Here is a 14,116-nt window from a genome sequence, read left to right on the forward strand (position 1 = left end):
ATTGTATTGTACCATCTCTATCACCTTTCTTTTCCTCCTGTACAATTTTTTTAGCCAAATTCATTATACAGGATTTGTGTGATAGGGTGGTACGCTTTTCGTTTAGCCGATTCTTATTTTTGGTACACTTTTCGTTTAGAAAGTGCAATCGGCACCGCTCGAGAAAGCATAGAGTTTTTAGCTTATAAAGATGGGAAAGATGGAACCTGGGAAAAATTAAGTTCAACTAACGGCGTGTACACTTTTACTCCTGAATCAGCTGATGGGAATTTCAGCATCTATGCTGTCAACAAATCGTATGACCCTTGGAGTGAGAAATTTAACTATGACATTCAAGTAATGAATCTCAATACCACCGAAGGAAAAGAAGTACCAATAACCTTTGAGTACTGGCCAGATACTTTTGAAGCTACATTAAATTTGAATTTTGGAAATGAGTTTAGAGGGAAATACGTAGGCATCTTTTACGGTTTGGATCATGCGTTTCCATGGTTTAAATCGGAGGATGATTTAACATACCCAAATGATTTAACTTACCCAGTACAAACGATTCCTGGCACCTATGATTTGGTAATTTTAGCAGGAGAACAAGGGGAAGATTTTTCAAAAATATATATAGAAAGAAATAGATCTATAACAGCTGGTACTGACAATAAAAATATTTCATTGTCTGACTTTACAGACCTCACAACATACTTTGCTACAACTACCATAAATGGTGCTTATGCATGGGGTAGTTTGTTAGTGGGTGGAACAACCCCGGTATTTACTTGGTTCGAAGATAATTCTCAGCTAAAAATCCCTCAATCTCTTGCAAGTTCAGATGACTTATATGCTTTAAGTTTAAGTCATTACGATTCAGAAAACTCATTTAATAGATTATTTACAAAATTTACAGACTATCCGTCTGATATTGAAACTTTGAATACGCTTCCTTCTAGTACCTGGGAAAAACCTGCCTTTTCAGACAATACATTCACATGGAATAAGTATGATCCCCAAATCATTGGTCATGAATTAAGATTTTATAATACCTCTTTAGCAAATAATGATTGGACGATAGTTTGGATGATAGTATTATCCTCTGGTTGGTTGGGAAGTGCAGATTCATATGAGTATGAAATACCAGATTTATCAGGTTTAGAAGGATGGAACGCTTCATGGCTTCCTGGTACTGGGGAAGTTGATTCATACGACGGTTTTGTAGCGGTTTCTGGAAACGAAGATGATTTGACAAAATATTTAGACCCAATGGCCGGCATGGAAGAAAGTATAATTAGTTATTAGCCCTCTTCTTAAAATAAGGTTAAAGTAAAAAACTAACCATTTCCCTCGAAAAGTGTTATAATTAAACTGTTCGGGGGTATTTTTTATTTTAATTATCGAAAAGGGAGTCATAAAATGCAGAAATGTTCAGCCTTTGAAAAATGTGGTGGATGTAGTAAATTGAATATCAGTTACAACGAACAACTAAAAATAAAAGAAAAAAGCGTTCTTTCATTGTTTGATCAATATCAAATAAAACCTAATAATTATCATGGTATTACTCCTTCTGTGGATATATATGAATACAGAAACAAAATGGAATACTCTTTTGGTAACGAATACAAAGATGGCCCTCTTGTTTTGGGATTAAGAGGAAAAGGTAAGAAATTCGACGTCTATTACACAAAAGATTGTAAACTGGTGGATGATGATTTCAACAATATTGTTATGAAGACAAGAGAATTCTTCTTAAAAAAGAACATACCTTTTAGAAATTACAAAAACCACTCTGGTTTTCTTAGAAATTTGGGCATCAGAAAAGGGTTAAAAACTGGGGAAATACTTTTAAACTTGGTAACTTCCTTAGATAATAATTATTATCAAGAAATAGAAACATGGAAAGAAGAAATGCTGAATACTAACTTAAAAGGAAATATCGTTTCCATAATTCAAAGCAAGACTGAATCTAAAGCCAACGTTGTCAAAGCAGATGAAATGGAAATATTATACGGTAGAGATTATTTTTACGAAAAAATTTTAGATTTAACTTTCAAAATTGGTCCTTTCTCTTTCTTTCAGACAAACACAAAAGGAACAGAGGTTTTATACCAAACTGCGTTATCTTATGCAGAAAATTCAGATGTTGTATACGACTTTTATTCTGGAACGGGTACAATATCCCTATTACTCGCAAATAAAGCGAAAAAAGTCTATGGAATAGAAATTGTAAAAGAAGCGGTAAAGGCAGCCAAGCAAAACGCCATATTAAATAATATCAACAATGTAGAATTTATAAATGAAGATGTAAAAGAAATTGTTAAACAACAAAGCAGAGTCGAAAAACCTGATTATATAGTATTGGACCCACCAAGGGCTGGATTACACCCAAACCTTATAAAATTCATAAAAACCCAGCAATTTAATAAAATTATCTATATCTCATGCAACCCTAAAACCCTAATACCCAATTTAAAAGAATTATCCGATCTCTACACAATCTCAGATTTTCATCTGGTAGATATGTTTCCTCACACTGACCACGTTGAGTCAGTAGCATTGATGACAAGGATGTATTAACTATCTAATACAACTCCTTAGTCAGATTTCACTTAATTCCAAGCTGCTTTCTCACCTTACAATAATAAGCTATACATGGACCCCATGGCGTGTAAGTCTTTGTAAATCCAAAAATTGAGAACCACCTTTCACCACCTTTTTTAAGTTTCACCCCCATACATATTATACGAGGAGAGTTTGACATGCTTATAGAAGATAACGCAGTAATGCTGTTTCAAGGTGACAGTGTGACCGACGCAGGCCGAGATTACAACAACGTTGCTGACCTTGACCTGGGTTATTCTATGATAACTGCATCGTGGATATCAGCTGCACATCCTGCAAAAAACATTAGGTTTATAAACAAAGGAGTAAGCGGTAACAGGGTAAAAGATTTAAAGAAACGCTGGGAAAGGGACTGTAAAGTATATATGAACACAATTGGACCTTATGGGGCGGTCTAAAGACTGCCCCATAATAATTTTGGCTACATGTTTTTCATGGCATTATATACTATAACGCAGAAATCCGAGAATGTCAGCAAATCGTAGGGTTTGAATTCTCCATCTTTTATATCCATTACCTCTAACGCGGTTACTATCGCTATGCTGTTTTTAACTTCTTTATCAAGGTCATTGATATCTTTTACTGGTAATGTAAAGTCTATATCCGAATCTACAAGTTTATCATAACCGGCGGCTCTCGAAAGCCAGAGGGCAATCTGGGCTCTTGTAACGGCATCTGATGGTTTTACATCCTCTTTTATCACACCTTTTTTCATTAATGCCTTCAAGGCGATTCCTTCAGGCGTGGTTTCTACAGCCCCCTCCTCCGTTCTGGGCTCTGGCATCTGATAATAATTTGGGGTAAATGCCTTAGTAAGTATTAATGCAGCCTGGCCTACCATCACATTTTCACTAACCTCCGGTACCGGCTGAGGGATAATACCCGTATCAATGAAAATCTTTAAGATCCTCTCATTCTTATCTCCGATTACTGCAGTATAAGGGTCGAACTTTCCTCCTGCCATAGGCAAGGTCGATTCGCCATATCCTACAAACTCACCCGTCTTGGCATCTATCCCAAAGCCGTTGATATCAGAGAGCTGATAAACAGGAATCGGTTCCCCCACCGGATTTCCTGAATACCGATCTCTCGGTAAGACAAAGGAGAGCTGAAGTTTTTGATACTGAGACAGCTTTACCTCGGCTTCTTCAATGGTAATAATTCCAGTAGTATCGATTTTCTCGATGTCACTGTAATTAATATTAAATCGAACTACCTTACCCTCGTTATCAACATTGACATTAACCGTATTAACGGGGTATAAGACTCCCTCCTGATACATGATGAAATTTACTGTGTAGTTGTAACCTTTCCCGGACACCTCCAGCATGTTTTCAAAAGGAAGACTTACCTTGGATAAATAATCCTTTGCAGTTTCCACTGCCTTTTCTATTCCTATACCATTATCGGCATCAGGGAAAGTCGGCTGATTTAGCCATTCGCCATAATTAATGCTTATTATCTTCCCTGCCTCCACCTCAATTACTGAGTTAAAATCGATGTTTCTATCTTTATCACCATGATTAGCAAAAATATTATATACCTTTATATTTTGATCGTTATAGTTTTCATTTATATTGATGTTTAGAGTGAATTTTTCCGGGTCATTGCCCATGCTCTTCAGATATTCTTCCACAAAAGCCTTTGCTTTCTTTTCATTCATCTTCCCCAGGGGAGAGATCTTATTTACATTGGTTATCTTATACTCTTCCCTCTTACCCATCTCAAAAGTCTGACCGTTGTAGTTTACGGGTTCTCCCGTTCTGGCATTAATCCCCATTGGCAGAGGATATAAGCCAACGTTATGCGTATCTCTTTATGAAGTTTACAGCTGTCTCTTTGAGCTCATCCCTGGTGTAGTTTGGCACATTGCTGTCTTTGCTGCCGACATAATAGTTTTTGTAGTACCCATAGTTTACAAGCTCACCTGTGGAAGCATCCACTATGGCATTGACACTGACTTCTTGATCCCTATAGTGAATATTCCATGCCTGACGTGGTGCGTCGTATCTCTGACCCAGGTTGGCACTAAACTTTGCCGAATCGATACCTGAGATCTCGGATACTAGGTCTTTAGCTTTCTGGGAAGAATACGTTGGCTCTGACGCAAAAACGGACAGTGCCAATATGCTTATGAACATAACATTCACAAGCGCAAGTAATAAAATCTTTTTCATTGTCTACCCCTCCTCGTATTTGTATCCATCATATTTTTGTACAATATCACAATATTTGTATGAAACCCCATACAAATTTCTCCTTTTTCTTATGTATCCTTCAAAATTACTTATAAGAGTTGCTACCTTTATCTATATCTCCCCCTGTAATACTGCTCTGCTATTATATCTCCATCCTTAAGCTCATGTGCCGCATATACAGGCCAATATGGCTGCCTTAGAAGAACCCTACCCAGTGCCACCATATCCGCCCTTCCGTTTCCTATTATTTCTTCCGCCATGTCCGGACTGGATATCAAACCTACAGCTACAGACGGTACCCCTGTTTCCCTTTTTACAGTGTCTGCGTAAATGATCTGATAGCCAGGATATAAATCTATCCTTGGTGATAAAAGTCCACCAGAACTGCAATCCACAATATCCACAAGGTCTTTCACGAGTTTTACTATCTCTACCGTTTCATTTATATCAAGCCCTCCGTCTACAAAGTCCGTGGCAGACACTCTCATAAAAATTGGCATATTATCGGGTATGTTTTTCTTTATCTCAATTAGTACTTCACGCAAAAATCTCACTCTATTTTCTCTTTTTCCACCGTACTCATCCGTTCTTTTGTTGGAAAGTGGCGATAAAAATTCATGAATAAGGTAACCATGTGCTGCATGTACCTCCACAGTATCGTATCCAGCTTTTACCGCTCTCATGGCAGCCTGGCCAAAAGCCTTTACAATATCCTTAATCTCTTCCTTAGTTAGCTCCGCTGGCACAGGATACTCTTCGCTCCAATCCATAGCTGACGGGGCCACAATCGTCTCGCCTCTAACCTCGCATTTCCTACCTGCATGGGCCAACTGAACCCCTATACTGCATCCTATTGAATGCACAAAATCCACCATTCTTTTCAGAGGCTCAACCTGACTGTCATCCCAGAGGCCTAAGTCTTTGGCAGTAATCCTGCCGCGCCTCTCAACGGCAGTAGCCTCCTGCATAATAAGACCGACGCCTCCCATCGCCCTAGTACTATAATGTACAAAGTGCCAGTCGGTTAACTTTCCGTCATCACTGGCGGAATACATGCACATAGGCGACATCATGATACGATTTTTAAATTCAAGTCCCTTTACCTTAAACGGTGTAAAAAGTTTACTCATGAAAAGCACCTCCAGATATATTGTACTTTTATTTGCCTCTATTGTTAAATGATGCGGATGATAAATAAAAGAAGTGCAGCAAAACACCGTTTAAGTGTTAGCAGCACTCCAGACTTTTTTGGATAAAAAATGAAAAAAGTTTCAAAAATTTTAAAGGGAATACGGGATTTACCCATCCCAATGGATAAGGAAATGATGGAAGAGAAGCTACATGAGCTATTATAACCAGAACCAACACAATCACAAACATATACCACTTAGAATGAAACCGCCGCAGCACTTTTTTAAACTGGGGACTAACTTTGGTAAACCTCATGACAAAACCTGCAAACACCATCCATGCCATAACGGCTATAAGTATCCAGTGAAATATCGAAGCAAACTGCCCGAACATCATAGCATGGACCGCAACGGCTATAAATGCTGCTATATTACCGATATAATGTACATAATGTCACTTGTCACGCATATTATTAAGCCATTTCCATTGCGCCTTAGGAGCAATAATCTGCTGTATAAGATGCAACAGAACATAAAGGTTTGCTAAGAAAAACAACGCTCCAGCTGCACTACCCAATGTCAGACCCAGTGATACATTAGCTGGTATTTTCTGACCGACGTCTACACCTCCTTCCTATGGTATTTTATACCTTCTTTAGAAACTACGAAACTTTCTTCAAAACATATTTTTATCCTTATCTGAAATGAGCGAGGTATTCATATCCTTTACCTTTTGGCTATCCACCACACCATATGGCAAGATGCTGTAACAAAACTATCCTAACTAAGTATATCCCATTTGTAGGCAAGATAGCAAAGTATTAGACTTGTGAATAATCTTTTATAATTTTATTCTACCATTATCGATTATATTATAGCATAAATTAACCCAGTATAGAACGTGTGTTAGAACATAATTAATTGTCATCGAAATAGTGTAATGGTTAGATAGTATTTATGTCTTTGAAAAAGATTTGCTTTTTATTATTTATATATACAGCTGTCACTGTAAAAGATCCTGCACTGGATCCTCCATATCGAATGCCTCCATTTTTTCCTTGTCTCCTTTCAAAAAGAGTCAAGGATATGATATCATTTGTTTGTAGAATTGTGCAAACAAATACTTTTAAAAAAGAGATTTTTGTTTTCATCGAGTTTGAGGGGGGGTTACCCCTAATCAATGAATTGTGTGATTCAGAATTTTAAGATTTAGAGAAGTTCCCTGACAGAGATGAGTGATTTATATTCTATGGGATTAAGCCCTTTTACCGTTTTTTCAATAGCCTTATCAACGGTTTCTATTTCTTTTTCCAAGGCTTTTATTACGTTTAAGGAGGAAGAGATAGCGATATTCAAAGGTTCATAAGCCATTTTGTCTAATCTGTACGAATTATTGGCTGCTTGTTTAAGAAGAGTTGCAACCTTCACGGGATCTTTGAACCTGTTTTTACTTTTTTCAATAACGAACTTAGTTAAATCACCAATGGGTTTGTAAACTATCTCATCCAAAGAGTAGAACTCAGTCAAAACAGCACAAGATGTAGCACCATATATATCGGAAAAGGGCTTATCCCTATTATTCACAGCCAATTCACTGAATTTCAGATAAATGTTGGAAAGCATCCAATTCTTTTCAGAAGCGAGTGTATGAACTAAATGGAACCTATGGCGTGTGAGTCTTTGTAAAGCCAAAAACTGAGAACTACCTTTCACCACCACCTTTTTTAAGTTTCATATCCATACATATTATACGAGGAAGATTTTTATATGTTTAAAAAACAGAAGAAACAGGAACGGTTTGTCATTAAGGAAGAACAATCATTAGGATTAGGTGCTATTTATATCGTTGTTGATACTCAAACTGGAGTTAATTATTTAATGAACACTGGTATTGGGCCAAAGGGTATTACACCGTTATTAGATTCAGATGGTAAAGTAATTGTTGACAAGTTAGGAATAAAGCAATGACGCATATGGAGACAGTCTGTCTGCTCCCACTTCTGGCGACGAAAGTTCGAGTCAAGTCAGCGGCACTGGTGTCAAGGCTTGAGGAATAGAAGGGCAGTAAATGACTCGTTAAGTTTGTTTATTTGCTTGTTTGTTGGATATATACAAAACTTGTATGTTTTTAACATCCAAATTCCCTTCATATAATTGTATACTATAATTATACCACAACTTAAAACAGTTTTCATTTCTCCAATAAATTGGAAAATGTTCCTGATGGATTTTCATAAAGCAAACTTTGATTTAAGCTTGAACCATTCTTTTGTACTATTTGCAATCTTTACGAGCATCAACATAACCGGCACCTCAGTTAGAACACCAACTATTGTAGCAAGGGCGGCAGGACTTTGTGTACCGAAAAGAGAGATTGCCACAGCGACAGCAAGTTCAAAGAAATTTGACGCACCGATCATACTGGCTGGTGCAGCGATATCATGTGGTAATTTTAATGCCTTGCTTGAAAAATAAGCAATGAAAAAAACAAGGAATGTCTGTATAATCAGAGGTATTGCGATCAAAATTATGTGTAAAGGATTATTGAGAATAACATCACCCTGGAATGAAAAAATGATGATTAATGTCAAAAGAAGTCCAATGGTTGTGACATTTCCGAACTTCGGAATAAATTGGTTCTGAAGATATTCCAGTCCATGCTTGCGGATAATATAATTCCGAGTTATCACTCCGCCTACAAGTGGAATGACAACGAACAAAACTACCGAAAGAATCAGAGTGTCCCATGGAATAGATACTCCTCCGACTCCAAGTAGAAATGCTACGATCGGAGTGAAAGCTACAAGAATAATCAGGTCATTAGTTGCAACCTGTACCACAGTATATGCAGCATTGCCATTTGTCAGATGGCTCCATACGAATACCATTGCAGTACAAGGTGCAGCTCCCAAAAGGATGGCACCTGCCAGATACTCCTTAGCTAGCTCTGGGGGGATAAGTGCTTTGAAAATCACAAAGAAAAACACCCAGGCGATTCCGAACATAGTGAAAGGCTTGATGAGCCAATTTATCACCCATGTTACAAATAGTCCTTTTGGATTTTTACCGACGTTCTTAATACTTTGAAAATCGACCTTCAACATCATGGGATAGATCATGAGCCAGATGAGTATGGCAATCGGTATGGATACATTGGCATACTCGAAGCGTCCGAGAAACCCAGGAATTCCAGGGAGAAATCTACCAATCAGTACACCTGCAATCATACACAAGATAACCCACACTGTAAGATATTTTTCAAAAAAACTGAGCCCTGTATTTTTACTTTTTTCCATATAACCACCCTTCAAATTCTATTTGATTTTTTGCAAAATCTTTAGGACCACTTCGACTTCTAAAAGCCCGCCATAAGAGATGACATATCAGTCAAAACTGTGACTGCTCTTCTTTCAATAAAATAATGTTAATATCAAATAATTTCAATGTGTTTTTCTGTTTTAAAGTTATCATTAGAGGGCATGGTTTTGCAGCAATTGTTTCCTTTTTCAACCGCTTTAGGGGTTGTCAACCTTTTGAGCAAAGTAGCGGCATAGGCACTGCCCTTCTCGCTAATTGTGTAGTATGTCCATTTCCCTTCCTTCCTGCTCTCTGCAACCCCTGATTCAACCAGAATTTTCATGTGGTAGGAAAGTCCCGACTGCCCCAAATTCAACTGTTCTTGCAAAACACAAGCGCATTTTTCACCGCTACGAAGTAGTTGCAGTATTCGCAGACGTGTTTCATCGCAAAACGCTTTAAATACTTTTGCCTGTTCTTCATAAACAGTTGCCAACTTAATCACCTCATATCAAAATTATTTGATATGATACTATTATATACATCATATCAAATTTTGTCAATGTGTTTGAAAAAGTTTTCGGACAAAGCAAAGATCTATGGATATTTACTGGCCCAAAAGATATAAGCAATTATAAAATGATCTGTATACAAATGACAAACATATGTCTCAAAATCCAGTGCAACCATTTATGAAGTAAGTTTTGAAAGGAACAAGTACAGTTCTTAGACAAAAAGGAGAGAAAAATCCCTCCAAGTTAGTCGACAGTTGGTTGACACTCATTTTAAATTCCTAATATTTTTATTGGGTGCTATACAAGGGAGAAGATTTTTAATATGGGTATGAAAAAAACAACAATAGAACAGAAAAGGCTGAATGCTGATATATGGATAATTCTGATTACAACTTTTGCAGCTCTTGGAATATATATGGCTTTCCAAAGCCAGTTTAACAACGTAGTCAAGAATGTGCATTTACCCATTTTGTTAAGAACTTTGATTGCTGCCATATGTCAATTTAGTATCGCCGGATTAGGAATTAGCATAGTAGCAATTTATAGAAAAGAAAGCTTTTTTTCACATGGTTTAAGGTTAAAAGGTACTTTGATGTCCATTGCCCTCTGCGTACTTTGTTTTGTTCCACATATCATTTTTTTAGCTGTAACACAACAGATAACAAGTTATTTACCTTTTCAGGCTGTATGGATGACGAAAGAAGCTCTATCAAGCGGGTCCCCCGTTAATATAGTGACAATGTTAATTATCGCAACAGCGTGGGGCTTTTTTGAGGGCTTTAACTATGTGGTAATCAGCGATAAAATTAATCTGCGGTTTCCCTGGAAAAACAGATTGCTCAATTGGGGTGCGATTTTTTCTGCGATAGCGTGTATTTTAATACACGGTATGATAGGTGTTACCCTTGAAGGCTTCATTGAAATGTTAAGTGTAATTATCATTATTTATGGTATGCTAATGGTAAGAGAAATCACAAGAAATGCCTGGGGATGCATATTCATTTTTGTGTTTTTATGGAATGCGTTTTAGTAAAAAGCATTTTCAAAATTTAGGATTAAATCTGTAAATATAATCAATCACCAAAAATACCTATACTATAATTCGAACTTATTCAAATTTTAAATCAACGGAGAGATTTTAATATGTATTCTATCTTACTAGTGATTATCTATATTTCATTCATCAGTCTCGGATTGCCAGATGCTCTTTTAGGGTCAGCCTGGCCAAGCATGTATAAAACATTAAACGTGCCCGTATCGTATGCAGGAATTATATCAATGATCATCTCTGGAGGAACTATTTTTTCAACATTGTTCAGCGGAAAGTCTATATATAAACTTGGTACTGGGAAACTAACCGCCATAAGCGTTGGAATGACTGCTATAGCATTGTTTGGTTTTTCTATATCAACTTCTTTTTGGCATTTGTGTTTGTGGGGGATACCTTACGGTTTAGGTGCAGGAAGTGTTGATGCGGCACTTAACAGTTTTGTCGCCCTACATTACAAAGCTAGACATATGAACTGGTTACATTGCTTTTGGGGAGTTGGAGCCACAATTGGACCATATATTATGGGGATATTGTTGACTAACGGTTTTAAATGGAATTCAGGATATTTTACTATTTCGTTAATTCAGATTGTTTTAACCTCTGTACTATTTTTTACTTTGCCTCTGTGGAAAGATAAGAAAACAGATAACAAAGCCGAAGAAGAAAAATACAAAAATTATTCTTTAAAAGATGTTGTTGCCTTACCAGGGGTAATGTCTATTATGATCGCCTTTTTTTCTTATTGTGCTTTAGAGGCAACTACTGGTTTGTGGGCGGCAAGTTATTTAGTACTAAATAGAGGTATGTCTGCTGAAATAGCAGCCAAATGGGCTGCTTCATTTTATTTCGGAATTACAATAGGAAGGTTTATATCTGGATTTATAACTTTCAAAATGAATAATAAAAATATGATACGTTTGGGGCAAGGGATAATCATTTTAGGATTGTTACTATTGATTCTTCCTTTTAGCAATTATACGGCATTTATAGGCCTTATTCTCATAGGTTTAGGTTGTGCACCGATATATCCAAGTTTGATGCATTCAACACCAACTAATTTTGGTGAGGATGCATCACATTCCATTATAGGGTTACAGATGGCTTCAGCATACCTTGGAATAACTCTTATGCCACCCTTGTTCGGATTTTTGCAAGAACATTTCGATATAAGGTTATATCCCATATATTTAACTATATTAGTCTTTCTTATGATAGCCATGGTGGAAAAGGCAAACAGTTTATTTTTGAGAAAACCTGTGATCAATAGTAACCCATGATTTATTTAATATCCTTTGAGTAAATCAGTAATTCGTCACGTTTGTACCACCCTGTTTTTTCCCAAAATGTCTTGCCAATTTCATTCTCATAATAAACAAACAAATGGCATTTTATGATACCTTTTTCTTTTAAACTATTTAAAACCAAGTTTACCAATTCTTTCCCTATCCCATTCCTTCTATACTTCTTATCAACCGCAAGATGGTAAAGATATCCTCTTCTTCCGTCTTCGCCACATAGTATTGTACCAACAATTTTTTCATTATCTTCACATACATAATTTAAACCTGGGTTTTTATTCAAAAATCTTTCAATATTTTCTTTTGTATCAGATTCGCTCAACCCCATGCCTTCTGTTGTTTCCCACAATCTATACATCTGCTCATAATCTTCTATTTTTGCTTCTCTAAATTTTATTGCCATTTTTCTTTCCCACCTCAAGAATTGATCAATTGCGTATGTAAGGTATACATATCCCGATAGTTTTGGATCATTTTTTCAAAAAAATTGTAATAAGCCTCATATGTTTTAACTGACGAGGTTTGAGGCTCAAAACTCTTCCCCAGTTTTATCATAACTTCCCCAGCTTGCTCAATATCGTTGTAAACTCCCAATTGTGAAAAAGCTACCATCGATTCACCTATCAACGTTGCATTTTCTGTCTTTGATTTGGTTACAGGGATGTTGAATATATCAGCTAAAATTTGAATCCAGGCATCGCTTTTGCTGCCTGAGCCCCCAACTGTCAATCTTTTTAAATTGACGTCGTTTTCTTCTAAAGCTGTTTTTATCATGTTCAGCCCATAACCTACACCTTCATATATAGATCTTGCCATGTGACTTAAGTTGTGAAAAGTTTTTAATCCAAAAAAACTCCCTGTAGATAAGCTGCCTATTCGTGGATCTCTTTCTCCTGTTAGAAACGGGAAGCAAATAAGGCCTTCGGAACCGACTTTAACCTTCAAAGCCTCTTCGTTTATTTGATCATAATTCATACCATTAGCTATATTATTTCTAAACCACTCCAATACTACACCTGCATTGTTAACCGCTCCTCCTATAGCCCACATCCCAGGTAATAGAGCATAGGTTTGAAGCCTGTACTGCCCTGTTTTATCAAGTAATGGCTCATTATATGCGCTTCTAAACATTGCAGTAGTACCTAAATTACATACAGCACTTTTTTTATAACCCCCCATTCCTAAAATCATTGCCCCACCATCATATACTCCTAACATAATAGGAACTTCTTTTTCGAGACCAATTTCTTTAGCTATTTCTTTTTTTACTGTATCCACAATTACGTTCCCAGGAACAAGATCAGGCAATTGATCTTTATCAATTCCCAATCTTTTTATTAGTTCTTCATCCCATTTTTGCGTTTTTATATTCAAAAGTTGTGTGACTGAGGCTAAACTTGGTTCTGTGTAACACTTACCCGTTAATTTGAATGTGAAGAAACTTTTAATGTCCAAGAACTTATAGGTTTTGGCAAAAATTTCTGGTTTTTCTTTTTTCAACCACAATATTCTGGCTATTGTATAATTAAAAGCAGGTGGGCAACCAGTCTTTTTGTATATCTCTTCAAAGGAAAATCTTTCTTCAACTTCGTTCATTATATTCTGTGATCTTGTGTCTAAGAGTGTTACCATATTCATCAAAGGATTACCTTTTTGATCTATCGGTAGAAAACCGAATTGGTACCCAGAAAAAATTAATAATGAAATATCACCTTCGAAGTTTGTGATTATCTTCTTTGAAATATCTAAAAAGTTTCCCCATAATTCTTGAGGATCGTGTTCCGCTACCCCTTCCGCAGACTGAACTAAATTTATCTTTTTAACTTCTTGAGAGATAATGTCACCTATTTCGTTTACAATCGCTACTTTCATGTTTGTCGTTCCCACATCGAGGACTAAAACACATTTCATAACCAAAACCCCTTTTGTTGTTTTATTTTTTCTTTAGAATCCACAAATTTTTGAAAGATTTCTATTGTTGTAAGTTAAATTTAATCAGCTTTAGCGCCCCTTCGCCCCG

General features: G+C 36.6%; 15 protein-coding genes. 6 read left to right on the top strand and 9 right to left on the bottom strand.

Annotated elements, in window-relative coordinates:
- Nucleotides 1-78: 78 nt before the first annotated feature.
- The 3 genes from AA80_RS02460 (at nucleotide 79) to AA80_RS02470 (ending at nucleotide 3,005) form a co-directional block, all read left to right on the top strand.
- Nucleotides 79-1,287: a hypothetical protein gene (locus AA80_RS02460; protein WP_103876258.1), complete on the top strand. Its 1,209-nt coding sequence runs from the start codon at nucleotides 79-81 to the stop codon at nucleotides 1,285-1,287.
- Between the two features lie 114 nt (nucleotides 1,288-1,401).
- Nucleotides 1,402-2,562, top strand: coding sequence for a 23S rRNA (uracil(1939)-C(5))-methyltransferase RlmD (gene rlmD, locus AA80_RS02465; RefSeq protein WP_103876259.1), 1,161 nt, complete (start codon nucleotides 1,402-1,404; stop codon nucleotides 2,560-2,562).
- A gap of 206 nt (nucleotides 2,563-2,768) precedes the next feature.
- A complete protein-coding gene (locus AA80_RS02470; protein ID WP_199177820.1) occupies nucleotides 2,769-3,005 on the top strand; it encodes an SGNH/GDSL hydrolase family protein in 237 nt (78 codons plus the stop codon).
- Between the two features lie 23 nt (nucleotides 3,006-3,028).
- Here AA80_RS02470 and AA80_RS02475 read toward each other — a convergent pair whose 3' ends face one another.
- From AA80_RS02475 to AA80_RS02500, 4 genes are all read right to left on the bottom strand, one after another.
- Nucleotides 3,029-4,387, bottom strand: coding sequence for a hypothetical protein (locus AA80_RS02475; protein WP_103876260.1), 1,359 nt, complete (start codon nucleotides 4,385-4,387; stop codon nucleotides 3,029-3,031).
- A gap of 22 nt (nucleotides 4,388-4,409) precedes the next feature.
- On the bottom strand, nucleotides 4,410-4,784 hold the full coding sequence (locus AA80_RS02480; RefSeq protein ID WP_103876261.1) for a hypothetical protein: 375 nt from the start codon (nucleotides 4,782-4,784) through the stop codon (nucleotides 4,410-4,412).
- A 128-nt stretch (nucleotides 4,785-4,912) separates the two neighbouring features.
- Entirely contained in the window at nucleotides 4,913-5,935 is a 1,023-nt protein-coding gene (gene namA, locus AA80_RS02485) for an NADPH dehydrogenase NamA (protein WP_103876262.1), read from the bottom strand.
- 1,209 nt (nucleotides 5,936-7,144) lie between these two features.
- On the bottom strand, nucleotides 7,145-7,648 hold the full coding sequence (locus AA80_RS02500; RefSeq protein WP_103876265.1) for a hypothetical protein: 504 nt from the start codon (nucleotides 7,646-7,648) through the stop codon (nucleotides 7,145-7,147).
- Nucleotides 7,649-7,702: 54 nt separating this feature from the next.
- Between AA80_RS02500 and AA80_RS02505 the strand changes: the two genes are divergently transcribed.
- A complete protein-coding gene (locus tag AA80_RS02505) occupies nucleotides 7,703-7,903 on the top strand; it encodes a DUF6440 family protein (RefSeq protein ID WP_103064580.1) in 201 nt (66 codons plus the stop codon).
- A gap of 71 nt (nucleotides 7,904-7,974) precedes the next feature.
- Here the strand turns inward: AA80_RS02505 and AA80_RS10440 are convergent, their stop codons facing one another.
- The 3 genes from AA80_RS10440 to AA80_RS02520 form a co-directional block, all read right to left on the bottom strand.
- Nucleotides 7,975-8,130 (bottom strand): helix-turn-helix domain-containing protein, encoded by a 156-nt coding sequence (locus tag AA80_RS10440; protein ID WP_103876266.1) that lies wholly within the window; start codon nucleotides 8,128-8,130, stop codon nucleotides 7,975-7,977.
- A 36-nt stretch (nucleotides 8,131-8,166) separates the two neighbouring features.
- On the bottom strand, nucleotides 8,167-9,231 hold the full coding sequence (gene arsB / locus AA80_RS02515) for an ACR3 family arsenite efflux transporter (RefSeq protein ID WP_103876267.1): 1,065 nt from the start codon (nucleotides 9,229-9,231) through the stop codon (nucleotides 8,167-8,169).
- Nucleotides 9,232-9,365: 134 nt separating this feature from the next.
- Nucleotides 9,366-9,728 (bottom strand): ArsR/SmtB family transcription factor, encoded by a 363-nt coding sequence (locus AA80_RS02520; protein WP_103876268.1) that lies wholly within the window; start codon nucleotides 9,726-9,728, stop codon nucleotides 9,366-9,368.
- A 347-nt stretch (nucleotides 9,729-10,075) separates the two neighbouring features.
- Here AA80_RS02520 and AA80_RS02525 point away from each other — a divergent pair, with 347 nt between their 5' ends.
- Together AA80_RS02525 and AA80_RS02530 are read left to right on the top strand one after the other, a co-directional pair.
- Nucleotides 10,076-10,777, top strand: coding sequence for a hypothetical protein (locus tag AA80_RS02525; protein WP_244903560.1), 702 nt, complete (start codon nucleotides 10,076-10,078; stop codon nucleotides 10,775-10,777).
- Between the two features lie 113 nt (nucleotides 10,778-10,890).
- Nucleotides 10,891-12,075, top strand: a complete 1,185-nt coding sequence (locus tag AA80_RS02530) for an MFS transporter (RefSeq protein WP_103876270.1) — start codon at nucleotides 10,891-10,893, stop codon at nucleotides 12,073-12,075.
- 1 nt (nucleotide 12,076) lies between these two features.
- On the opposite strand, the gene AA80_RS02535 is transcribed toward AA80_RS02530, so the two are convergent.
- Entirely contained in the window at nucleotides 12,077-12,499 is a 423-nt protein-coding gene (locus AA80_RS02535; protein ID WP_103876271.1) for a GNAT family N-acetyltransferase, read from the bottom strand.
- Nucleotides 12,500-12,513: 14 nt separating this feature from the next.
- On the bottom strand, nucleotides 12,514-14,007 hold the full coding sequence (locus AA80_RS02540) for a gluconokinase (RefSeq protein WP_103876272.1): 1,494 nt from the start codon (nucleotides 14,005-14,007) through the stop codon (nucleotides 12,514-12,516).
- Nucleotides 14,008-14,116 lie beyond the last annotated feature (109 nt).

This window comes from Petrotoga sibirica DSM 13575, assembly GCF_002924625.1.
GTDB classification, from domain to species: Bacteria; Thermotogota; Thermotogae; order Petrotogales; family Petrotogaceae; genus Petrotoga; species Petrotoga sibirica.

Excerpts from the sequence above, each read along its gene's own strand:
- AA80_RS02530 (WP_103876270.1), top strand. The coding sequence starts at position 10,891 with ATGTATTCTATCTTACTAGTGATTATCTATATTTCATTCATCAGTCTC.
- AA80_RS02540 (WP_103876272.1), bottom strand. The coding sequence starts at position 14,007 with ATGAAATGTGTTTTAGTCCTCGATGTGGGAACGACAAACATGAAAGTA.
- AA80_RS02470 (WP_199177820.1), top strand. The coding sequence starts at position 2,769 with ATGCTGTTTCAAGGTGACAGTGTGACCGACGCAGGCCGAGATTACAAC.
- AA80_RS10440 (WP_103876266.1), bottom strand. The coding sequence starts at position 8,130 with ATGAAAACTGTTTTAAGTTGTGGTATAATTATAGTATACAATTATATG.
- rlmD (WP_103876259.1), top strand. The coding sequence starts at position 1,402 with ATGCAGAAATGTTCAGCCTTTGAAAAATGTGGTGGATGTAGTAAATTG.
- AA80_RS02480 (WP_103876261.1), bottom strand. The coding sequence starts at position 4,784 with ATGAAAAAGATTTTATTACTTGCGCTTGTGAATGTTATGTTCATAAGC.
- namA (WP_103876262.1), bottom strand. The coding sequence starts at position 5,935 with ATGAGTAAACTTTTTACACCGTTTAAGGTAAAGGGACTTGAATTTAAA.
- AA80_RS02525 (WP_244903560.1), top strand. The coding sequence starts at position 10,076 with ATGAAAAAAACAACAATAGAACAGAAAAGGCTGAATGCTGATATATGG.
- AA80_RS02535 (WP_103876271.1), bottom strand. The coding sequence starts at position 12,499 with ATGGCAATAAAATTTAGAGAAGCAAAAATAGAAGATTATGAGCAGATG.
- arsB (WP_103876267.1), bottom strand. The coding sequence starts at position 9,231 with ATGGAAAAAAGTAAAAATACAGGGCTCAGTTTTTTTGAAAAATATCTT.
- AA80_RS02505 (WP_103064580.1), top strand. The coding sequence starts at position 7,703 with ATGTTTAAAAAACAGAAGAAACAGGAACGGTTTGTCATTAAGGAAGAA.
- AA80_RS02475 (WP_103876260.1), bottom strand. The coding sequence starts at position 4,387 with ATGGGGATTAATGCCAGAACGGGAGAACCCGTAAACTACAACGGTCAG.